We start from the raw sequence: 21622 nt of genomic DNA, 5'->3' as shown, positions 1-21622 counted from the left end.
AAAAATGACGGCAACGATCGCGCTGGTCGACGACGACCGCAACATCCTGACCTCCGTGTCGATCGCGCTGCAGACCGAGGGCTTCGTCACGCGCGTCTATTCGGACGGCGAGACCGCGTTGAAGGCGCTGACCGACAACCCGCCCGACCTCGCGATCTTCGATATCAAGATGCCGCGGATGGACGGGCTCGAACTGCTCCGTCGGCTGCGCGAGAAGAGCCAGATCCCGGTGATCTTCCTGACCAGCAAGGACGACGAGCTCGACGAGGCGCTCGGGCTCGCGATGGGGGCCGACGACTATATCGCCAAGCCGTTCTCGCAGCGGCTGTTGATCGCCCGCATCCGCGCGATCCTGCGCCGGACCGAACTCGCGCAGTCGCCGGGTACCGAGACCGAAGCGGAAGCCGCCGGACCACTCGCGCGCGGCCGGCTCAGCATGGATCCGGCGCGGCATCGGACGTTGTGGGGCGGCGAGCCCGTCACGCTGACGGTCACCGAGTTCATGATCCTCGAAACGCTTGCGCAACGACCCGGCATCGTCAAGACGCGCAACCAGTTGATGGATGCGGCCTATCAGGATGATATCTATGTCGACGACCGCACCATCGACAGCCACATAAAGCGACTCCGCCGCAAGTTCAGGCAGGTCGATCCCGCGTTCGATGCAATCGAGACATTATATGGTGCCGGGTATCGATTTTCTGAGGAATGAGCTCGGCGACGACGGCCGCGATCTCACGCTGCGCTGGTCGGGACAGATCTCGCTTACGCGGCGCATCCTGGCGGTCAACATCTTCGCGTTGCTGCTGCTCGCAGGCGGGTTCTTCTACCTGGATTCCTATCGCAGCCGGATCGTCGACAGCCGGGTCGCGCAGACCGCGCGCGAGGCGCGGCTGATCGGCGAGGCGATCTCGTCGGTCGATCCTGCGCAGCGCAACCCGCTGGTGTTGAGGCTCGCCGCGGACACCGGATCGCGCATCCGCCTGTTCGACGGCGGCGGCACGACGGTGGTCGACAGCCGGACGCTAGGGCTGCGCAATTTCGTCCTGCAGGATCCCGACAAGGAGGATCGCGATCAGGTCATCGCGCGGTTCCTGGACGCGGCGATCGATATCGTCGTGATGGCGCCCCGGCCGCCGCTCTACCGCGAGCGCAACGCGGGCCAGCGCTGGCCCGACGTCGCCACGGCCCAGGCGCGACGCCGGGTTGCGACGACGGTCTGGCGCGCGCCTGATCGGACGCCGGTCATCACCGCCGCCGCGCCGCTCCGCGCCGGCGGGGTCGTGATGACCACGGTCAACGCGCGCGACATCACCCGGACGGTGCGGATCGAGCGGTTCCGGCTCAGCATGGTGCTGCTCGGCGTGTCGATCGTGTCGATCCTGCTGTCTTTGTTCCTGGCGCGAACGATCGTCCGGCCGCTCCGCCGTCTTGCCCGCGCGGCGGTCCGGGTCAGGCTGGGACGTGCACGCGAAGTGGTGGTGCCCCGCCTCCCCTCGCGCCGCGACGAACTCGGCATGCTCGCGCGGGCGCTGTCGGACATGAGCCTTGCGCTGAGGGCGCGGATCGACGCGACCGAGGCGTTCGCTGCCGACGTGACGCACGAGATGAAGAACCCGCTCGCCTCGCTCCGGTCCGCGGTCGAGGGCCTGTCGCGCGTGAAGGACCCGGCGCTCCAGGCGCAGTTGCTCGCGATCGTCCGTGACGATGTCCAGCGGCTGGACCGGTTGTTGTCCGATATCTCAGAGGCTTCGCGACTCGACGCCCAGTTGAGCCGCGCCAAGTTCGAGCCGGTCGATATCGCCGCGATGATCGACGGACTGGTCGCACAGCGAGACACGCGCGGGGTCGAGCGTGGCATCCGGCTTCGATTCGACCGGAATGCCGACGACCGCACGATCGTGCTGGGCGAAGGCGCGCGGCTCGAACGGGTTTTCGAGAATTTGATCGACAACGCGCTGTCCTTCTCGCCCGATGGCGGCCTGATCGCGATCTCGGCGATCCCCGACCGCGACGAACTCGTCATCCGCGTCGAGGACGAGGGCCCCGGCGTTCCCGAGGAGGCGCGCGAGGACGTGTTCAAGCGCTTTCACTCGGTCCGCCCCGACAGCGAGACGTTCGGCCAGCATTCGGGCCTGGGCCTCGCGATCGCGCGGACCATCGTCGATGGGCACCAGGGCGCGATCTTCGTCGAGTCCCGAGAGGACCGGATCGGTGGCGCGCGCTTCGTCGTGCGACTACCGCTCGCCGACATGCCGTTGTAAGGACCGCACGTGGCTGTCCCCTCCTCAGATCGGCTCCACGCCACGACGGTCGCGATCGACGGGCTTGCCGTGCTGATCGAGGGCGCGTCGGGATCGGGCAAGTCCGACCTCGCGCTGCGCCTGATCGACCGTGGCGCGATCCTCGTCAGCGACGACCAGACTTTGGTGGTTCGCTCGGGCAAAACCCTGCTCGCGCGGGCGCCGACGACGATCGCCGGCCGGATCGAAGTCCGCGGCATCGGCATCCTTGCCATGACGCATGTCGACGACGTTCCGGTGGGCCTGCTCGTCCGGGTCGACGGCGCGATCGAGCGGATGCCCGAACGCCGTGCCCGGAAGATCGCGGGGATCGACGTCCGCCAGTTCGCGGTCGCCCCCTTCGAAGCGTCCGCCCCGATCAAGGTCGAACTCGCATTGCGCAATCCGGAGCCTTTAGAATGACCCGTCCAAAGGACATCCTGCTCGTGACCGGCATGTCCGGGGCGGGCAAATCGACCGTCCTCAAGACGCTAGAGGATCTCGGCTGGGAGGTCGTCGACAACCTTCCGCTGCTGTTGCTCGACCGATTGCTCGACGCGCCGATTCCCGAGGGTTCGCCCGACGACTCGCAGCCGCTCGCGATCGGCATCGGCGCGCGTACCCGCGATTTCGACCCCGAGCGGATCGTTCGCCGGATTCGCGAATTCCGCGATCGCCACGGTCTCGAGATTGGCACGCTGTTCCTCGATTGCTCGGCCGCCGAACTTGAGCGGCGATATTCCGAGACACGGCGACGCCATCCGCTCGCGCTGGACCGGCCCGCGATCGACGGCATCGGCCGCGAGCGCGATCTGCTCGCGCCACTGCGCGACTGGGCGAACCGGCTGATCGACACGACCGAGATGTCGGCTAACGAACTCGCGCAACAGATCCGCGCCAATTTCTCTGGCGAGCGTCTCGGCGAGCCGACGCTGTCGATCCGGTCGTTCGGATTCGCCCGCGGACTGCCACGCAACGCCGACCTCGTGTTCGACATGCGGTTCCTGCGCAATCCGCACTGGGATCACGACCTTCGCCCCGGCACTGGGCTGGATGCCGACGTATCCGCCTACATCATGGCCGATCCCGCGTACGAGGCGGCGGTGAGTCGGATCGAGGAGCTGCTGATGCTGTTGCTCCCGCGCTACAGGGCGGAAGGCAAGTCGTACGTGACGGTCGCGATTGGGTGTACCGGAGGGAGACACCGGTCGGTTCATGTCGCCGAACGGATCGGCCGACGGTTGCGCGAAGCGGGTTTTTCCCCCAGTGTTGACCACCGCGACCTAGGGGCCGCACCGCAGGATGCGCTCGAGGGATCACCGGTCGTCTTATGAGTATGAAACGCTGACATGATCGGCCTTGTTCTGGTAACGCACGGTCGATTGGCCGAAGAATTCGTTCGCGCGATGATTCACGTCGTCGGCCCGCAGGAGCGCGTCGCGCCGATCGCGATCGGTCCCGACGACGACATGGAGGAGCGGCGCGCGGATATCGCCGCCGCGATCCAGGCGGTCGATGTCGGGCGCGGGGTGATCGTGCTGACCGACCTGTTCGGCGGCACGCCCTCCAACCTTGCCATCTCGCTGATGGAGCGGGGCCGGATCGAGGTGATTGCGGGCATGAACCTGCCGATGCTGATCCGGCTCGGGTCGGCGCGCAAATCGATGACCGTCGTCGCTGCCGTCGCGGCCGCGCGTGAGGCGGGCCGCAAGTATATTTCGGTAGCCTCCGAGGTTCTCGGCGAGGCTGCGGCGTGAGCGAGGTCTCGCGCACCGTCCAGATCACCAACCGCCGCGGGCTCCACGCGCGCGCCAGCGCCAAGTTCGTGACGCTCGCCTCGACGCATAGTGTCGAGGTGCGCGTGACCAAGGACGGGTCGGATCACGTCACCGGCACCTCGATCATGGGGCTGATGATGCTCGGCGCCGCGATGGGCGACGCGATCACGATCAGCGCGCGCGGCGATGGCGCCGAGCATACGGTGGCCGCGCTCGCCGAACTGGTCGAGGCGAAGTTCGGCGAGGATTGACGTTCTTCCCCCTTCCGCTTGCGGGAGGGGTCGGGGGAGGGCATGAGCGACGTCGTGTTTACAAACCCCTCCCCCAACCCCTCCCGCAAGCGGAAGGGGAGCTAGATGCCCCGCGAGATAACCGCCTTTTCCAATCCGCTGATCAAATATGTCCGCGACCTGCGCGACAAGCGCCATCGGCGTGCGGCCAAACAGTTCCTGGCGGAGGGCCTGCGCATCCTCACCGAGGCGCGCGAGACGGGCCGCCTGCCCCGCACCTTGTTCTATGCGGCGGCCAGCGCGAACCATCCGCTGGTCCACGCTTTGTCGATGGACGTCGAGGAGGCGGGCGGCGAGTCGATCCAGACCACGCCGGATATCCTCTCGAAACTGTCGGGCAAGGATAACCCGCAAGCCGTGGTCGGCGTGTTCGACGAGTTCGATGCGAAACTCGAAGACCTCGACCGCAACAGCGCCGGCATCTGGCTGGTCGCGGAACGGCTGCGCGATCCCGGCAATCTCGGCACGATCCTGCGCACGGGCGATGCGGTCGGCGCTGGTGGCCTCATCCTGATCGGCGAGTCGGTCGACCCCTTCTCGGTCGAAGCGGTGCGCGCGAGCATGGGCGCGTTGTTCACGATCCCTGTGGTGAAGACGGAGTGGGAGCCTTTTCACGCGTGGCTGCGCAACGGGCCCGGCCAGCTGGTCGGGCTCAGCCTCGATACGGATACCGACTACCGCTCCGCCACCTACACCGGCCCGACCTTCCTGCTCACCGGCAACGAAGCGCAGGGCATGCCGCCCGAGATGGCCGAAGCCTGCGACGTTCTGGTCAAGATTCCGATGCTCGGCAAGGCGGACAGCCTCAACGCGGCCGTTGCGACCGCGGTGATGGCGTATGAGGTGCTCGCCCGGCAGGAAAAATCCGCGGCTTAGGCCCCAACCGGCGAAATCGGCCCGATTGGCGATGCTTAGCGACTCCGGTTCAGCTAAGGGAGAGCTACGTCGTGCGAAAGCGTCGACGAGATACGGTTAGACAGGATGAGTATGGCGCGCGGTTTGGATGATGGACGAGTGAAGGCCGGTATGATCCGGTCGGCGATCGCGGTTGCCGCGACAGCGACCGCGATGCCGCTGCTCATGGCAACGCCGCTGGCCGCACAACAGGTTACGCCCCCGCCGGTAACGCCGACGGTCGCCCCGGCCAGCCCCATGGCTGCGCCGATGCTGGCCCCGCCGGTCATCACCGTGCCGCCGCTGAGCGATGCGCAGGCGACGTTGCTCGACAAGCTGCTCAACAGCGACATCGTCGCGCAGGGCCTCAAGTCCGCCGCGACCGCGTCGACCACTGCGCCGACCAAGAACGAACTCGTCCGCGCTGCGCTCGACCATGCGCGCGCGGTCCATGCTGGTCGTCTCAGCGAGGCCGATTTCCAGCGCGACTGGGGCCTGCGCCCGCCCGCGTACGATCCGACGCCTGCGTTCGCCGATGCCGTGCGGCAAGACCGGATCGCGGCGTGGTTCGCGTCCTTGCCGCCGCCCTATGCGGGCTATGACGGCCTTCGCAAGGGGCTCCAGAACTACCGTTCGATCGCCGCTGCGGGGGGCTGGTCGCCGCTCGCTTCGGGACCGGACTTCACGCTCGGCGCGACCGGCCCGCGGGTGATCGCGCTCCGCAAGCGGCTCGCGGCCGAGGACAAGGACGTCTCGACCAGCGGCGACAAATTCGACGCCGGCCTGCTCGATGCGGTGCGCCGTGCCCAGCGCCGCTATGGGCTCAACCCCAGCGGCATCGTCTCGACCCAGACGCTGGCCGCGCTGAACGTGTCGGCGACGGATCGCGTGCGGCAAATCATGGCGAACATGGAGCGCTGGCGCTGGCTGCCGCAGGACCTGCCGCGCGACCGGATTCAGGTGAACATCGCCGCCGCTGTGCTCACCGTGTTCGACGGCGATACCCCCGTGCAGTCGATGCGCGCAGTCACAGGACGTCCCGGCGATGAGACGCCGATGCTGTCGTCGACGATCCACAGCATCGTCATCAACCCGCCCTGGAACGTGCCGACCTCGATCGCGACGAAGGAGTTGTGGCCGAAGGAAAAGGCGAACCCGGGGTACTTCAAGCGTAACGGCTTCAAGGTGATCGGCGGGACGCGGTTGCAGCAACAGGCCGGCGACCAGAGCGCGCTCGGCCGGTTCAAGTTCGATTTCGCCAATGATTATTCGGTCTACCTGCACGACACGCCAAGCCGAGCCAAGTTCGCCAGCTTCAGTCGGCTTTCGAGCCATGGCTGCGTACGCCTTGAAAAACCTGCCGAACTTGCCAACCTGCTGTTGAAGGGCGACCCGAGCTGGACGCCCGAGATGGTGGCCGCTGCGGTCGCCAAGGGCGACACGGTCCGTGCAGCCCTGGTCAAGCCGGTATCGGTCTATCTGCTCTACTGGACCGCGTTTGCCAGCGGCAACGGCCAGATGAACTTCCGCGCCGATCCCTACGACTGGGACGGCATCCTCGCTTCCAAGGTCGAGGCGCGCACCGCACGCCAGACGATCGCCGCTCGCTGAGAGAAACGCCATGACGATGTCCACCCGCACCCGTACCGCCATCGCCGGAGGCCTGCTTGCCGCGATGGCGATGGCCGGCTGTTCGAGCTCCGAGCCCGAACAGCCGCCGACGGATACCAACATGGTCGAGGATACCGGCGTGACCGAGTCCGAGGCGGCGCCTGCCCCGGTCGAGGCTGCACCGGTCGAAGCGGCTCCGCCTGCGCCGGCCGTGGTCGAACCGCCGCGCGAGAAGCCGATCGCACCGGACGAGCAGATGCTCGACGATGCGGATGCGACGGGGATGACCGCGCGCGTGACGCGCGATGAAGTGCCGGTGGAGAACGACGCCGAACCGCAGCAGTAAGGGGCGGCCTTACGATCCTCCCCCGCAAGGGGGAGGTGGCAGGCGCAGCCTGACGGAGGGGGAGGACGCGCAACAGCGGTTTCCTTCACCGCCCCCTCCGTCGCTTCGCGCCACCTCCCACGGCGGGAGAGGATCGCACGGAAGTTTATGCCGCCATCGCTGCCATCACCCGATCGCGCAGCGCGACCGGGCAGATCAGCAGGTCGGGCATGTAGACATCCCGACAATTATACACCAATGGCGAGCCGTCGATCCGGCTGCAGTGCAACCCGAACGCCGCCGCGACTGCGACCGGCGCGGCGGAATCCCATTCATACTGGCCCCCGGAGTGGAGGTAGATGTCCGCCTCGCCCCGGACCACCGCCATCGCCTTCGCGCCGGCCGACCCCATCGGGATCAGTGTCGCCCCGAGCACCTCCGCGACCTTCACCGCCTCGGGCGCGGGCCGCGTCCGGCTGACGACCATCCGTAGCGGATAGCCCGGTGGCGGCACCGGTACGGGCCGGTCCGAGCGCAGGACCAAGCCCAGTCCCGGCAGCGCGACCGCACCGACCGTCGCGACGCCATCGATCGCGAGCGCGACATGCACCGCCCAGTCGTCGCGCGCTTCGCCATATTCGCGCGTGCCGTCCACCGGATCGACGATCCACACGCGTGACATATCCGTCCGCGTACCGTCGCATGTGCGCTCCTCGGACAACAGCCCGTCGTTCGGGCGCGCATCCTGCAGCGCATGGACTAGGAACGCGTTTGCGGTCTCGTCGCCCGCCTTGCCGAGTGCACCCGGCGAGAACACGCCCGATCGCCGAACTTCGAGCAGCAACCGCCCCGCCGTCTCCGCCAGATGCGCGGCGAGTTCGCCGTCGGTCATCGCGCCGCTCATGGGATCAGCATCGCGACGATCGCATCCGCCGCCTCGTCGGGGGTCATGCCGATCGTATCGATCCGGATCTCAGGGTTGGCCGGCGCCTCATAGGGCGAGTCGATCCCGGTGAAGTTGGCGAGCTTCCCCGCCCGCGCCTTCGCATACAGCCCCTTCACGTCGCGCCGTTCGGCATCCGCGAGCGGCGTGTCGATGTGCACCTCGATGAACTCGCCCGGCGCCATCATCTGCCGCACCATCTCGCGCTCGGCGCGGAACGGCGAGATAAACGCGGTGATCACGATCAGCCCGGCATCGGTCATTAGCTTGGCGACCTCGCCGACTCGCCGGATATTCTCGACCCGGTCCGCATCGGTAAAGCCGAGATCGCGGTTCAATCCGTGGCGGACATTGTCACCGTCGAGCAGGAAGGTGTGCCGGTTCATCCGCGCGAGCTTCATCTCGACGAGATTGGCGATCGTCGACTTGCCCGCTCCCGACAGGCCGGTGAACCACAGCACCGCCGCCTTCTGGTTCTTCAGCGCGGCGTGCGCCTCGCGGCCGATATCGGTCGCCTGCCAGTGCACGTTCTGCGCGCGTCGGAGCGAGAAATGCAGCATTCCCGCCGCGACCGTCGCATTGGTGATCTTGTCGACCAGGATGAACCCGCCGAGCTGTCGATTGTCCGCATAGGGCTCGAACACCAGTGGCCGATCGGTCGACAGGTTGGCGATACCGATCGCATTCAGTTCGAGCGTCTTGGCAGCAAGTCTCTCCATCGTGTTGACATTGATCTGGTATTTCGGCTGCTGAACCGTCGCCGTCACGGTCTGCGTGGCGAGTTTCAGCCAATAGGGACGTCCCGGCAGCATCTCCTCGTCTGCCATCCACACGACGGTAGCCTCGAACTGATCGGCAGCCTCGGGCGGCGACTCGGCAGCAACGATGACGTCGCCGCGCGAGCAGTCGATCTCGTCCGCGAGCGTCAGCGTCACCGATTGCCCTGCAACCGCACCTGGCAGATCACCGCCGAACGCGACGACCCGAGCAATCGTCGAGGTACGCCCGCCCGGCAGGATGCGCACCGGATCGCCCGGCGCGATCGATCCGCTCGCGACCAGCCCTGAGAAGCCTCGGAAGTCGAGATTGGGGCGGTTGACCCACTGCACCGGCATCCGGAACGCGCCCGCCTGATCCTCGCTGACGTCGAGCGTCACCGTGTCGAGATGGTCGATCAGCGTCGGCCCGTCATACCAGGGCGTGTTCGCGCTCGGGGCGGTGATGTTGTCGCCCTTGAAGCCGGAGATCGGCATCGGCGTGAACCCGGCGATCCCGATCGACTCCGCGAACGTCGCATAATCCGCGACGATCCGGTCGTAGGTCGCCTGGTCGTACCCGACGAGGTCCATCTTGTTCACCGCGAGCACGAGGTGCCGGATGCCGATCAGGTGCGCCAGATAACTGTGGCGCTTGGTCTGCGTCAGGATACCCTTGCGCGCATCGACCAGGATCACCGCGAGATCCGCGGTCGACGCCCCGGTGATCATGTTGCGCGTATATTGCTCATGCCCCGGCGTATCGGCGACGATGAACTTGCGCTTCTCGGTCGAGAAATAGCGATAGGCGACGTCGATCGTGATTCCCTGCTCGCGCTCGGCGGCGAGACCATCGACCAGCAACGCGAAGTCGATCTCTTGGCCTTGCGTGCCGACTTTCTTCGAATCGCTCTCCAACGCGGCGAGCTGATCCTCGAAGATCATCTTAGAATCGTAGAGCAAGCGCCCGATAAGCGTCGATTTTCCGTCATCCACCGACCCGCAGGTGATGAACCGCAACAGGCTCTTATGCTGGTGCTGGAGCAGATAGGCGTCGATGTCCTCGGCGATGATGTCCTGCACCTGATAGGCGGACTCCTGCGTGCGCGTAGCCATCAGAAATAGCCCTCCTGCTTCTTCTTCTCCATGCTCGCCGAGCCCGCATCGCGGTCGATCGCACGGCCCTGGCGTTCGCTGGTGGTGGTCAGCAGCATCTCCTGGATCACTGCGGACAGGTTGTCGGCCTCGCTCTCGACCGCACCCGTCAGCGGGTAACAGCCGAGCGTGCGGAAGCGGATCGAGCGCTCGACCGGCACCTCGCCGGGTTCGAGGCGGAAGCGATCGTCGTCGACCATCAGCAGCATCCCGTCGCGCTCGACCGTGGGGCGCGGCGCGGCGAAATACAGCGGGACGATCGGAATGTCCTCGAGCTGGATATATTGCCAGACGTCGAGCTCGGTCCAGTTCGAGATCGGGAAGACGCGGATGCTCTCGCCCTTCGCTTTTCGCGCGTTGTACAGGTTCCACAGTTCGGGGCGCTGCTGCTTGGGATCCCAGCGGTGATGCGCGGCGCGGAACGAAAAGACGCGTTCCTTCGCGCGGCTCTTCTCCTCGTCGCGCCGTGCGCCGCCGAACGCCGCATCGAAGCCGTGGAGATCGAGCGCCTGCTTGAGCCCCTCGGTCTTCCACATATCGGTGTGGAGCGCGCCGTGATCGAACGGGTTGATCCCGCGCGTCTCAGCCTCGGGGTTCTTGTAGACGAGCAGTTCCATGCCGCTCTCTGCCGCCATCCGGTCGCGCAGATCATACATCGCCTTGAACTTCCACGTCGTATCGACGTGCAGCAGCGGGAAAGGCGGTGGCGACGGGTAAAAGGCCTTCCGCGCGAGATGCAGCATCACCGCGGAATCCTTGCCTACGCTGTAGAGCATCACCGGGCGCTCGCACTCGGCCACCACCTCGCGCAAAATATGGATGCTCTCGGCCTCGAGCCGCTGGAGATGCGTGAGCGACACGGCGCCGGTATCTGGAAGGTTCGTCATCCCCCTCGAAGTAGGGCGTCGGGGCGGCGCGTACAGCATCGTATTTCTCGCCCGCCCCAAAGATCGAGCACTAGCCTCCGATCGGGTCCATCATCAGCGGGGCATGGCGATCGACCAGCGTGGCACTCGCCGTGTTGAGGCCGATGACCTCGACCTCGCGGCCGTGGCGGCGGAGTTTGCCGACGACATCTTCGAGCGCGGCGACTGCCGTGACGTCCCAGAGATGCGCGTTGGTCAGGTCGACGCGGACGGCGCGGGCCGTCTCGCGCAGGTCGAACCGGTCGGCGAAAATGTCGGCGCTGGCGAAGAAGATTTGCCCGCTTACCCGGTAGATACGCGTGTCGCTTGCCACGTCGTGCTCGATCGCGACGTCCATCATCCGCGTGACCTTCCACGCGAAGAACACGCCGCTGAGCAGCACGCCGACGCCGACGCCGAGCGACAGATCGTGCGTCGCGACGGTGACGACGACGGTCGCGACCATCACCACGCTCGACATCTTGGGGTGCCGCGCGAGGTCGCGGAGCGAGCCCCAGGAGAAGGTGCTGATCGACACCATGATCATGATCGCGACCAAAGCCGCGACCGGCACCTGCGCGACCCACGGCCGGAGCGGTACCATGACGATCAGCAGGAACACGCCCGCGACCATCGTCGAGAGCCGCCCGGTGCCACCATAGCGGACGTTGCCGACGGTCTGCCCGATCATCCCGCACCCGGCGATCCCGCCGAACGCGCCCGCCGCGATGTTGGCGAGGCCGAGCCCTGTGCACTCGCGCGCCTTCGAGCTGGTGGTTTCGGTAAGCTCGTCGACCACGCTGGCCGTCATCATCGATTCGAGCAGGCCGACCGCAGCCATCGCAAACGCATAGGGCGCGACGATCCGCAGCGTATCCCAGGTCAGGGGAACGTCCGGCAGCCCGAACGAGGGGAGCGAGTCCGGCAGGCGGCCGAGATCGCCGACCGTCTTCAGCGGCATCGGGAACCACATCGCTATCGCGGTGAGGACGACGATGCAGATCAGCGGCGACGGGATCGCGCTGGAGATCCGGGGCATGAGGTAGATGATCGCGAGGCCGCCGGCGATCATCGCATAGGCCTGCCAGCTGACGCCGACCATCTGCGGCACCTGCGCCGAGAAGATCAGGATCGCCAATGCGTTGACGAAGCCGGCATGGACCGACTTCGAGACGAACCGCATCAGGATGTCGAGCTTGGCGAGCCCGAAGGCGATCTGGAGTGCTCCGGCGAGGATCGTCGCGACGAGCAGATATTGCAGGCCGTATGCGTGGACGAGCGCGGCCGCCACGAGCGCGACGGAGCCGGCCGCGCCGGAGATCATCGCGGGGCGCCCGCCGGCGAATGCGATGACGATGCCGATCACGAACGAGGCGAACAAGCCGACTTCGGGATCGATGCCCGCGACGAACGAGAAGGCGATGACCTCGGGGATCAGCGCGAAGGTGCCGACCATGCCGGCGAGAACGTCGCGGCGCGCGGCCGTCGCGCCGCTGAACCATTCGGCCCGGTAACGAGAAAGTGATGTCATGTGTAAATCCGCATAGGACGCGAGAACCGCGGCGATTGCGCGGGCGGTTCGGTATAAAGGCGTCGTTGCGTTGTCCGGCGGATCGGCGGCCGGAATAGCCACCCGGAATTGCACCGGGTCCAAGCGAGTAAGGATACGTTAGCGTAGGGAGTGCTGCAATGCAACATCGGGATTTTCGTACGCCAGCCCCAACCCTGCCGCCATCAGCCCAGCCGTCATCCTGACGAAAGTCAGGATCCAGAGCCAAGTGTCGTGCCCCGGTTACTCTGGATCCTGACTTTCGTCAGGATGACGTACCCGCGGGGAGCGGCTCTACGTAAACAGATCCACCACCTCGGCCCCCTCGCCCACCGCCTGCAACAATAGCGTCCGGTGGCAATGACACGGGTCGCGCTCGTAGCAGAGTAGCGCGCTTGGTTTCTCAGCGGCGAGCCCGAGCATGATCGCGGCTTGTGCCTGCGCCTCGGGGAGTTGGAGTTGCCCGTCGTACACCGCGGTCAAGGTCGCCACGTCGCCCTTCTTAGCCGCATCGCGCCCGCGCTTCGGCGTTCCGAGCGCCTTCAGATGCACATAGTCGATCTCGACCTCGCGCAACGATGCGGCCAGCGACGTCTTCGAAAACCCCGGTCGCCGCGACAACGGGAGTGCGCGGACGTCGATCACCCGCTCCACCCCCGCCGCCTTCAGCGCGCGGAGAAAATCGGCCATCGTCGTGGCTTCGTAGCCGATCGTGAAGATCTTCGTGGGGTGAGTCATGAAGGCGAAGTGGGATTGCGCCGCTGGCACGACAACCGCTGACATGACAGGCGTCCCGCGCTATCTGACCGGAATGACCCACGATATCCATGTCATCGGCGGCGGCCTCGCCGGTTCCGAAGCCGCCTGGCAACTCGCCGAAGCCGGCCTCAAGGTCCGCCTCTCCGAAATGCGCGGCAGCGGCGAAGGCACGCCCGCGCACCAGACCGAAGGCCTCGCCGAACTCGTCTGCTCGAACAGCTTTCGCTCGGACGATGCGGAGAGCAACGCGGTCGGCCTGCTCCACCAGGAACTCCGCACGCTCGGCTCGCTGATCATGCGGCAGGCGGACATTCACCGCGTGCCCGCCGGCTCCGCGCTCGCCGTCGATCGGGACAATTTCTCGAACAGCGTGACGGAGGCGATCGACCGGCATCCGAACATCACGCTGGTGCGCGAACGCGTCGATGCGCTTCCGGATGGCCCGACGATCATCGCTACCGGCCCGCTGACCGCAGCCTCGCTTGCCGCGGGGATCGGGGCCGAGACAGGCCGCGAGGCGCTCGCGTTCTTCGACGCGCTCGCGCCGATCGTCCACCGCGACTCGATCGACATGGACACGGCGTGGTTCGCGTCGCGCTGGGACAAGGGTGAGGGCAAGGACTACATCAACTGCCCGATGGACAAGGACCAGTATCTGGCCTTCCATCAGGGGCTGGTCGATGGCGAGAAGACGCCGTTCAAGGATTGGGAGAAGGACACGCCCTATTTCGACGGCTGCATGCCGATCGAAGTGATGGCGGAACGTGGCGTCGATACGCTACGCTATGGCCCGATGAAGCCGGTGGGCCTCGACAATCCCAAGACGGGCCGCTGGCCGCACGCGGTCGTCCAGCTTCGCCAGGACAACGCGCAGGGCACGCTGTGGAACATCGTCGGCTTCCAGACCAAGCTGAAGCACGCCGACCAGGTGCGGCTGTTCCGGACCATTCCCGGCCTTGAGAATGCGGAATTCGCGCGGCTGGGCGGTCTGCATCGCAACACCTTCATCCGCTCGCCCGAACTGCTCGACGAGACGCTGCGGTTGAAATCGCGTCCGAACATCCGCTTTGCTGGGCAGATCACCGGGTGCGAGGGGTATATCGAGAGTTGCGGGATCGGCATGCTCGCGGGGCTGTTCGCGGCGGCCGAACTCACCGGCAAGACGTTGACGCCGCCACCCTATGCGACCGCACTCGGTGCGCTGCTCGGACACATCACCGGGGGCGCCGAGGCCGAGACGTATCAGCCGATGAACGTGAACTTCGGCCTGTTCCCGCCGATCCCCGGCCGGACCAAGAAGACCGATCGCAAGCGGATGTACACCGATCGGGGCCGCGCGGCGCTAGCAGAGTGGCTCAACTCTCCTCGGCAACAGCCTGAACCGGTGGACAATTCACCCGAGCTGGTCCCTTCCGCTTGACCGCGGTCGTGGCAAATTCGGGCGCGGTCATGGTGCCCGATTTGTCACGGTCCGCGTCGGCGAACTTGGTCGTCGCCTTCACTGCCCACTCGTCGAACGACAGCTTCCCGTCGCCGTCCACGTCCAGCCGCGCATAAGCCTTGCGGCGCTGGACCAGATATTCCTCACGCGTGATCGTCGCATCGCGATCCTTGTCGTAGCGATCGAAGCGCTTCTGTTCGCGCGTCTTGGCGGTCGCTTCGGGGGCGGCATCGGGTAGCGGATCGGTTGGGACCGCCGCGCCGCCCGCTTGCGATATCGGTTGTGCAGGCAGCAGCGGCCTTGGCCGCGCGTTCCCGCTGAACAGCATGAACCCCGCGACGATCAACGCGATCACCGCCGCCCCGCCTGCCAGATACCGCCACATCGCCGCCACCCCCATTGCCCAAGCCTGCACGCTAGGCCCCGGATGCGACGATCCCCATGCGATTGGTCAGTATCCGGTCAGTCTGTGCCACGCCAACCGCCCGACGCGCTTCGGGCTGCCATGTGGCGGCGGTGAATCCGACACGTCGAACCGCGCCGACAGCGCCATCGCCCCGAGCGCCCGTGCCCTGCCCGGCCAGCGACCCCGCAATGCCGCGTCGAGCGCCTCGACTGCCCGTGCGCGCGCCAATGCGCGGCTGGGCGCGTCGCTCAATCGCTGTGACAGATCGGCCATCGCCCAGCCCTCCCCTGCCAAACCGATTCGTGCATCGCTCACCGACAGGATCATGCCGGCCAGTTCGAACACCCGCCGCCCCCGATCGCACGCGAACCGTTCGACGGCCGCGGCATCGAGCGCCGGCTCCAGCAGAGCCTCCCACCCATCGGTCATCGCCGCCAGCATCGTCCCCGATACCCCAGCCGGCAGCACGACCGTTTGTAGCGCGGTCAGCACGGGTTCGGCCGGCGCTGGCGCACCATCCAGCCGCCCCAGCGCCTCGTACCACCACGTCAATCGCATCTGGCCAACCAACGGCTCCCGCGTCGTCCGCAGAATCGCGCCGAGCGTATCGTCGAGCGCGAACAGGGCGTCGAGCGCGGGGCGGACCGCAGCGTCGGCATAGCTGAGCGCCAAATGGCGATCGAGGTCGGGTCGGGTCATGCTTGGCTCGATAGCGCGCGCCCGGCCGATCCGCACCCCCACCGATCAGCGGTTGGCACGGTTAATAGCCTGATAACCATGTTCCTTGAGCAGCGCTTACCGGGTCGTGGAGCAAGGAGGGACAAGATCGATACCGTCTGAACCCAACCGCACCTTACTACCCGCATCGAGTCAGGACAGCATGAGCGCCAAGCACGGCCAAAGACCACAACGGCCGACGACCTTTCTTGGGCGGCTGCGTACCGATGTCCGCGGCAATACCTTGATGATCGTCGCGTTCGCGATGATGCCGTTGATCGCAATGGTCGGGTCGGGCCTGGACATGGCACGCGCTTACGTCGCGCGCGATCGGCTCCAGCAGGCGTGCGATGCGGGATCGCTGGCGGCGCGGCGCTTGCTGTCGGGTACCACCCTGACGCCCGCCGTCGAAACCGAGGCCACGAATTACTTCAACTTCAACTTCCCTCAGGCATCGTTCGGCACGGCTGCGTTCACGCCGGTCGTTACCGTACCGTCGATCGGCACGGTGAAGATTACCGCGGCGACGACGATCCCCACGACGGTCATGAAGCTATTCGGCTTCTCGAACTTGAACCTGTCGACGAGTTGCTCCGCGACACAGGATTTCGTCGGGACCGACATCATGCTGGTGCTCGACATGTCGGGCTCGATGAACTGTCCGACAAACCGGCCAAACGACGCGTGCGGCGAGATCGAACAATATGGTTCGAAGATGCAAGCCCTGCGCGATGCATCGGAATCACTCTACGACACGCTCCAATCCGCTCAGGATCAGCTGCATGCCAACAACCTCCGGCTCCGTTACGGGTTCGTGCCCTATAATGCGACCGTGAACGTCGGAAAGCTCGTCTACGCGGAGAACCCGAACTACATTCGCAGCAGCGCTCCGTATCAATCGCGAACGATCACAACGACATGGAACGGCGCCTACGCCACTTACGGCCAGCTCACGCTGGACACATCGTCGTTTAAGACGGGCGCACTGGTCAACACACCCGGATCATATCCGACCAGCAAATCACGCTGGGCTGGCTGTATCGAGGAGCGCCAGACCGACAATGTCACGATCGATGGTGGATCCGCGACGACGGCGCCTGCCAGCGCATGGGACCTCGACGTCAACATGTTGCCGACCGCCGATTCCAGTCGCTGGGCGCCTTGGTGGCCCGAAGCTGAATTTAATTCCAGCACGGGCTCTCAATATACTGAGTCAAAATATTGCGCGAGCGCCGCAAGTCGGTTGAAGGAATACTATAACGACAAGCCCTCTTTCATGTCGTACATCAACAACCTCAAGCCTTTGGGCGGCACCTATCACGATATCGGCGTGATATGGGGCGCCCGCTTCATTTCGGCGGACGGTATCTTCGCATCGGCGACACCTGAAACAAACGATCAGAACGATCCCGACAATCCCAAGAAACTGCGTGGGTTCAGCGTTCGCAAATACATGATCTTCATGACCGACGGTGATCTTTCGCCATACCTCAACGTCTACACGACCTATGGTGCCGAAGAGCGCGACAAGCGTGTGCTTGGAACATCAGCCGGCAATGCTACGCAGCTCGCGGCTGAGCAGTTACAGCGGCACCTCCAACGCTTCCGCGTGGCCTGCAACGCGGCCAAGAGTCAGGGCATTCAGCTCTATGTCATCGCATTCTCGACCACGCTGACCGCCGACATGCAGAACTGCGCCACCACGCCGGCTATGGCCTCCGGTATCACGACCGCGCCTGCGCTGATCGCGAAGTTCCAGGAAATCGGCAGCAAGATCGGGTCGTTGAGGATCAACCAGTGATCGCGACCTCGTCGAGGCTCCACGCGCTCGGGCAGGACAAGCGCGGTGCGACGATCGTCGAATTCACGCTCATCGTGCCGGTGCTTATCGGACTGCTGCTGTCAATCCTCGAAATAGGGTATCAGGGGTATGTCACCGCTGTCGTCCAGGGCGCGCTGTCGAAAGCGTCGCGACAGGTTACGGTCGGCAACAAGACGGCTGCCGACGTGGTGGCGACCATCAAATCCGAAGTACAGGCGGTCGTCCCCGCGCAATATGTCACGGTCTCGACCCGGCGCTATTACAACTTCTCGAACGTCGGCAAGCCGGAGAAGATCACGTCGGACACCGATCCCAAAGGGGTGTTCAATATTGGCGACTGTTTCGAAGACGCGAACAACAACGGTGTTTATGACGCAACGCCGGGCGATACCGGCGTCGGCAGCGCGGACGACGTGGTCTATTACACGGTCAACGTTGCATATCCGAACCTGACCCCAGTCGGCGCACTGCTGTCCTGGGGACCGACCCGCAGCGTCGCCGCAACGACGGTGATCCGTAACCAGCCCTTCACCTCGCGCGCAGAGCCGACGAACATATGCACCAAGGTGACATGAGCCGTCTCCAAACCCTTGCCCGCCGGTTTCGAGCAGACGTTCGCGGCCTTGCGATGATCGAGTTCGCGATCGTGGCACCGGTCTTGCTCACGTTCGGACTAGCCGGCGCAGAGATCACACACATGGCGGTCGCGGTGATGCGCGTAAACCAGATCTCCACGGCCATCTCCGACAACGTCGCACGCGTCCGCGACTCGATCGACGAATCCGACGTCAACGAGGCATTGCTAAGCGCGAAATTCATCGGTGGCGGTATAGATTTCAACGCAAACGGGCGCGTGGTGGTCTCCAGCGTCGAGCCGAACGGCAAGGAAGCCCCGAATTCCGGCCAGTATATCCGCTGGCAACGCTGCACCGGCGCGCTGAACACGACGGATTCGCAACCAAAATACGGTACGCAAGGCAAGGGCCAGAACGACAACACGCTTCCCTACATGGGCAGCAGCACGCGCAAGATTGTCGCCGGTCCCGGCTCCGCGCTGATCTTCGTCGAGGTGACGTACCGGTATCAGCCGCTGGTCTCGTCACGCTTCTTCGGTACGCCGACCCTGCGTTCCGAGTCCGTGTACAACGTTCGCGAGCGTAATACGCAGGTCCTCGCGACGGCACCCGGTACCACAGCGAGTGTTTGCACGACCTACGCAGCGTGAGCGCACCGGCCGGATGTTCCGGCCGGTGCGTCGGGATCACTTGTACGTAACCTTCTTGACCGCCGTCACGACCTTCGCGACATCGACCAGCATCAGCTTTTCGAGGTTTGCCGCGTAGGGCATCGGCACGTCTTCGTTGGTCACGCGGAGCACCGGGGCGTCGAGGTCGTCGAAGCCGTGCTCCATCACCACCGAGACGATCTCCGACGCGATCGAGCAGGTCGCCCAATTCTCTTCGACGATGATCATGCGGTTGGTCTTGGCGAGGCTCTTCAGGACCGTCTCGGTGTCGAGCGGGCGCAGCGTGCGCAGGTCGATGACCTCCGCGTCGATGCCCTCTTCGGCGAGCTTCTCGGCGGCTTCGAGCGAAATGCCGACGCCGATCGAGTAGCTGACGATCGTGACGTCCTTGCCCTCGCGGACGATCCGCGCCTTGCCGATCGGCAGGACGTGGTTGTCGAGCTTGGGAACGTCGAAGCTGCGACCGTACATCAGCTCGTTCTCGAGGAACACGACCGGATCCTCGGTGCGGATCGCGGCCTTGAGCAGGCCCTTCGCGTCCGCCGCGTCATACGGCGCGATCACGATCAGGCCGGGCACGCTCGCATACCACGCCGCGAAATTGTGCGAATGCTGCGCACCCACGCGCGACGCCGCGCCGTTGGGACCGCGGAACACGATCGGGCAGCGCATCTGGCCGCCCGACATGTAGTTGGTCTTGGCGGCCGAGTTGATGATGTGGTCGATCGCCTGCAACGCAAAGTTGAAGGTCATGAACTCGACGATCGGGCGAAGGCCGCCCATCGCCGCGCCCGCACCGATGCCGGCAAAGCCGTATTCGGTGATCGGCGTGTCGATCACGCGGCGGTCGCCGAACTCGTCGAGCAGCCCCTGCGTGACCTTGTACGCGCCCTGATACTGCGCGACTTCCTCGCCCATCACGAAGACGCGATCGTCCTCGCGCATTTCCTCGGCCATCGCGTCGCGCAGCGCCTCGCGGACGGTCGTCTTGACCATCTCGGTGCCCTCGGGGATCGCGGGGTCGGAGATGCCGACCTTCTCGGCCGACGCGACGAGCTGCTGCGTGCCGCTCTCGGCCTTTGCGGGCGAGGCACCTTCGGGAACCGGCGGTGCCTTGTCGTCCGAAGGCGTTTCCTTCGGCGCGGCGTTGGCCGCATCGCCGGAGCGTGCCTCGGCGGGCTTGGCAGCCTTGGCGTCGCTCGCGCTCTCACCCTCTTCGAGGATCGTGGCGATGACGGTGCCGACCTTCACGTTGTCGGTGCCCTCGGCGACGGCGATCGAACCGATCGTGCCTTCGTCGATCGCCTCGAACTCCATCGTCGCCTTGTCGGTCTCGATCTCGGCGAGGATGTCGCCCGACTTGACGCTATCGCCTTCCTTGACGAGCCACTTGGCCAGCGTGCCCTCTTCCATCGTCGGGGAGAGCGCGGGCATCTTGATCTCGATCGCCATCAGTACTTCTCCACCAGAACGTCGGTGTAGAGCTCGGCGGGATCCGGCTCCGGGGTCTGCTCGGCGAAATCGGCGGCTTCGTTCACGATTTTCCTGATTTCCTGTTCAAGGGACTTGAGGTCCGCCTCGGTCACGCCCTGCGCGTCGAGCAGCTTCTTCATGTGATCGATCGGATCGGACTTGTCGCGAACCGCCTGGACCTCGTCACGCGTACGGTACTTGGCCGGATCGGACATCGAGTGGCCACGGTAGCGATAGGTCTTCATCTCGAGAATGACCGGGCCCTTGCCCGCGCGAACCCAGGCCAGCGCTTCCTCGGCAGCACCACGGCACGCGAGCACGTCCATGCCGTCGACCTGGATGCCGGGAATGCGGAAGCTCTCGCCGCGGCGATACAGCTGGTCCTCGGCAGAGGCGCGGTTGACGCTGGTGCCCATCGCGTACTGGTTGTTCTCGATCACGAAGATGATCGGGAGCTTCCACAGCTCGGCCATATTGAAGCTCTCGTACACCTGGCCCTGGTTCGCGGCGCCGTCGCCGAAATAGGCCATGCAGATGCCGCCGTCGTTCGAGTATTTATGCTTGAACGCGAGGCCGGTGCCGAGCGACACCTGCGCACCGACGATGCCGTGGCCGCCGTAGAACTTATGCTCGGTCGAGAACATGTGCATCGACCCGCCCTTGCCCTTCGAGATACCCGAATTGCGGCCGGTCAGCTCGGCCATGATCACCTTCGGGTCGATCCCGTAGGCGAGCATGTGGCCGTGATCGCGGTAGCCGGTGATCACCGAATCGGTTTCGCCGTTGAGCGCGGACTGCAGGCCGACGGCGACCGCTTCCTGGCCGATATACAGATGGCAAAAGCCGCCGATCAGGCCCAAGCCATAGAGCTGGCCCGCTTTTTCCTCGAAACGGCGGATCAGCAGCATCTGCCGATACATTTCGAGCAGTTCGTCCTTCGACGCCTCGTACGGCTTTGGTTCGGCCGGTCGTTCGCGGTTCGTAATCGGCGGTTCGGCGATTGCGCGTGCTGGTGGGGGGGTCTTGGCCACGATGTGGGAAACCTCGTTTTCCGTAGGGGAGTTGAGGGAGCCTATAGGCGCGGACGGGGCGGAACATCAATTCCCGTCTGGGGTATGTTGGTTTTGGGGGCTTGGGATGGGGCGGAGGGGGCTGCCCTGCACTCTGCCTCCGTCATACCACCCTCCCCCGTAATGCTCACCCACCGACGTCATCCTGACGAAAGTCAGGACCCAGGGTCAAGAAAAGCGGCCCCATTATATACATGGTGC

22 protein-coding genes and 1 other annotated feature are annotated in these 21622 nt (G+C 65.3%); of the genes, 13 read left to right on the top strand and 9 right to left on the bottom strand.

What is annotated here, in order from left to right; translation table 11 throughout:
- Nucleotides 1-4: 4 nt before the first annotated feature.
- From H8S47_RS16395 to H8S47_RS16355, 9 genes are all read left to right on the top strand, one after another.
- The gene (locus H8S47_RS16395) at nucleotides 5-712 is read left to right on the top strand and encodes a response regulator transcription factor (RefSeq protein ID WP_187504848.1); all 708 of its coding nucleotides are present in this window, start codon (nucleotides 5-7) and stop codon (nucleotides 710-712) included.
- Complete coding sequence (locus H8S47_RS16390; protein ID WP_187504859.1) at nucleotides 681-2264, top strand: sensor histidine kinase; 1584 nt, start codon at nucleotides 681-683, stop codon at nucleotides 2262-2264. The genes H8S47_RS16395 and H8S47_RS16390 overlap by 32 nt, the downstream gene beginning before the upstream one ends.
- A gap of 9 nt (nucleotides 2265-2273) precedes the next feature.
- The gene (locus tag H8S47_RS16385) at nucleotides 2274-2705 is read left to right on the top strand and encodes an HPr kinase/phosphorylase (protein ID WP_187504847.1); all 432 of its coding nucleotides are present in this window, start codon (nucleotides 2274-2276) and stop codon (nucleotides 2703-2705) included.
- Complete coding sequence (rapZ, locus tag H8S47_RS16380) at nucleotides 2702-3616, top strand: RNase adapter RapZ (protein WP_187504846.1); 915 nt, start codon at nucleotides 2702-2704, stop codon at nucleotides 3614-3616. Before H8S47_RS16385 ends, rapZ begins: the two co-directional genes overlap by 4 nt.
- A gap of 15 nt (nucleotides 3617-3631) precedes the next feature.
- Entirely contained in the window at nucleotides 3632-4039 is a 408-nt protein-coding gene (locus H8S47_RS16375) for a PTS sugar transporter subunit IIA (RefSeq protein WP_056058662.1), read from the top strand.
- Nucleotides 4036-4311 (top strand): HPr family phosphocarrier protein, encoded by a 276-nt coding sequence (locus H8S47_RS16370; RefSeq protein ID WP_187504845.1) that lies wholly within the window; start codon nucleotides 4036-4038, stop codon nucleotides 4309-4311. The genes H8S47_RS16375 and H8S47_RS16370 overlap by 4 nt, the downstream gene beginning before the upstream one ends.
- A 105-nt stretch (nucleotides 4312-4416) precedes the next feature.
- Nucleotides 4417-5226, top strand: a complete 810-nt coding sequence (locus tag H8S47_RS16365) for a TrmH family RNA methyltransferase (protein WP_187504844.1) — start codon at nucleotides 4417-4419, stop codon at nucleotides 5224-5226.
- A 150-nt stretch (nucleotides 5227-5376) separates the two neighbouring features.
- Nucleotides 5377-6855: a L,D-transpeptidase family protein gene (locus H8S47_RS16360; protein ID WP_187504858.1), complete on the top strand. Its 1479-nt coding sequence runs from the start codon at nucleotides 5377-5379 to the stop codon at nucleotides 6853-6855.
- A gap of 10 nt (nucleotides 6856-6865) precedes the next feature.
- A complete protein-coding gene (locus tag H8S47_RS16355; protein ID WP_235982994.1) occupies nucleotides 6866-7201 on the top strand; it encodes a hypothetical protein in 336 nt (111 codons plus the stop codon).
- Nucleotides 7202-7346: 145 nt separating this feature from the next.
- Here the strand turns inward: H8S47_RS16355 and H8S47_RS16350 are convergent, their stop codons facing one another.
- The 5 genes from H8S47_RS16350 to H8S47_RS16330 form a co-directional block, all read right to left on the bottom strand.
- Complete coding sequence (locus H8S47_RS16350) at nucleotides 7347-8084, bottom strand: 3'(2'),5'-bisphosphate nucleotidase CysQ (RefSeq protein WP_187504843.1); 738 nt, start codon at nucleotides 8082-8084, stop codon at nucleotides 7347-7349.
- Nucleotides 8081-9994 (bottom strand): sulfate adenylyltransferase subunit CysN, encoded by a 1914-nt coding sequence (cysN, locus tag H8S47_RS16345; protein ID WP_187504842.1) that lies wholly within the window; start codon nucleotides 9992-9994, stop codon nucleotides 8081-8083. The genes H8S47_RS16350 and cysN overlap by 4 nt, the downstream gene beginning before the upstream one ends.
- Nucleotides 9994-10920 (bottom strand): sulfate adenylyltransferase subunit CysD, encoded by a 927-nt coding sequence (cysD, locus tag H8S47_RS16340; protein WP_187504841.1) that lies wholly within the window; start codon nucleotides 10918-10920, stop codon nucleotides 9994-9996. The genes cysN and cysD overlap by 1 nt, the downstream gene beginning before the upstream one ends.
- A gap of 70 nt (nucleotides 10921-10990) precedes the next feature.
- On the bottom strand, nucleotides 10991-12469 hold the full coding sequence (locus H8S47_RS16335; RefSeq protein ID WP_187504840.1) for a SulP family inorganic anion transporter: 1479 nt from the start codon (nucleotides 12467-12469) through the stop codon (nucleotides 10991-10993).
- Between the two features lie 68 nt (nucleotides 12470-12537).
- Nucleotides 12538-12593, bottom strand: a sequence feature (sul1 is cis-regulatory element that is thought to sense ions involved in sulfur or methionine metabolism; They are found in Alphaproteobacteria).
- Between the two features lie 188 nt (nucleotides 12594-12781).
- Nucleotides 12782-13225 carry a DUF488 domain-containing protein gene (locus H8S47_RS16330; protein ID WP_187504839.1) on the bottom strand — a complete coding sequence of 148 codons (444 nt, stop codon included), beginning with the start codon at nucleotides 13223-13225 and terminating at the stop codon, nucleotides 12782-12784.
- 73 nt (nucleotides 13226-13298) lie between these two features.
- Between H8S47_RS16330 and trmFO the strand changes: the two genes are divergently transcribed.
- The gene (trmFO, locus tag H8S47_RS16325; RefSeq protein ID WP_187504855.1) at nucleotides 13299-14666 is read left to right on the top strand and encodes a methylenetetrahydrofolate--tRNA-(uracil(54)-C(5))-methyltransferase (FADH(2)-oxidizing) TrmFO; all 1368 of its coding nucleotides are present in this window, start codon (nucleotides 13299-13301) and stop codon (nucleotides 14664-14666) included.
- On the opposite strand, the gene H8S47_RS16320 is transcribed toward trmFO, so the two are convergent.
- Together H8S47_RS16320 and H8S47_RS16315 are read right to left on the bottom strand one after the other, a co-directional pair.
- The gene (locus H8S47_RS16320; protein WP_398456845.1) at nucleotides 14602-15102 is read right to left on the bottom strand and encodes an EF-hand domain-containing protein; all 501 of its coding nucleotides are present in this window, start codon (nucleotides 15100-15102) and stop codon (nucleotides 14602-14604) included. The two genes, trmFO and H8S47_RS16320, sit on opposite strands and share 65 nt — an antisense overlap.
- Nucleotides 15103-15138: 36 nt before the next feature.
- Entirely contained in the window at nucleotides 15139-15792 is a 654-nt protein-coding gene (locus H8S47_RS16315; RefSeq protein ID WP_187504838.1) for a squalene/phytoene synthase family protein, read from the bottom strand.
- A 181-nt stretch (nucleotides 15793-15973) separates the two neighbouring features.
- On the opposite strand from H8S47_RS16315, the gene H8S47_RS16310 reads away from it, so the two are divergent.
- Genes H8S47_RS16310 through H8S47_RS16300 form a run of 3 tightly spaced genes read left to right on the top strand, consistent with a single transcriptional unit; the run spans nucleotide 15974 to nucleotide 18857 of the window.
- The gene (locus H8S47_RS16310) at nucleotides 15974-17611 is read left to right on the top strand and encodes a TadE/TadG family type IV pilus assembly protein (protein ID WP_187504837.1); all 1638 of its coding nucleotides are present in this window, start codon (nucleotides 15974-15976) and stop codon (nucleotides 17609-17611) included.
- Nucleotides 17608-18207: a TadE/TadG family type IV pilus assembly protein gene (locus tag H8S47_RS16305; RefSeq protein WP_187504836.1), complete on the top strand. Its 600-nt coding sequence runs from the start codon at nucleotides 17608-17610 to the stop codon at nucleotides 18205-18207. The genes H8S47_RS16310 and H8S47_RS16305 overlap by 4 nt, the downstream gene beginning before the upstream one ends.
- 53 nt (nucleotides 18208-18260) lie before the next feature.
- Nucleotides 18261-18857 carry a TadE/TadG family type IV pilus assembly protein gene (locus H8S47_RS16300; protein ID WP_187504835.1) on the top strand — a complete coding sequence of 199 codons (597 nt, stop codon included), beginning with the start codon at nucleotides 18261-18263 and terminating at the stop codon, nucleotides 18855-18857.
- Nucleotides 18858-18893: 36 nt separating this feature from the next.
- Here H8S47_RS16300 and H8S47_RS16295 read toward each other — a convergent pair whose 3' ends face one another.
- Nucleotides 18894-20330 (bottom strand): pyruvate dehydrogenase complex E1 component subunit beta, encoded by a 1437-nt coding sequence (locus H8S47_RS16295; protein ID WP_187504834.1) that lies wholly within the window; start codon nucleotides 20328-20330, stop codon nucleotides 18894-18896.
- On the bottom strand, nucleotides 20330-21382 hold the full coding sequence (gene pdhA / locus H8S47_RS16290; protein ID WP_056481968.1) for a pyruvate dehydrogenase (acetyl-transferring) E1 component subunit alpha: 1053 nt from the start codon (nucleotides 21380-21382) through the stop codon (nucleotides 20330-20332). Before pdhA ends, H8S47_RS16295 begins: the two co-directional genes overlap by 1 nt.
- Nucleotides 21383-21622 lie beyond the last annotated feature (240 nt).

The sequence above is a fragment of the Sphingomonas albertensis genome, assembly GCF_014358075.1.
In the GTDB taxonomy this organism is placed as follows: domain Bacteria; phylum Pseudomonadota; class Alphaproteobacteria; order Sphingomonadales; family Sphingomonadaceae; genus Sphingomonas; species Sphingomonas albertensis.
Note: the sequence above shows the minus strand (reverse complement) of the source record. Positions and strands in the feature narration are given on the sequence as shown.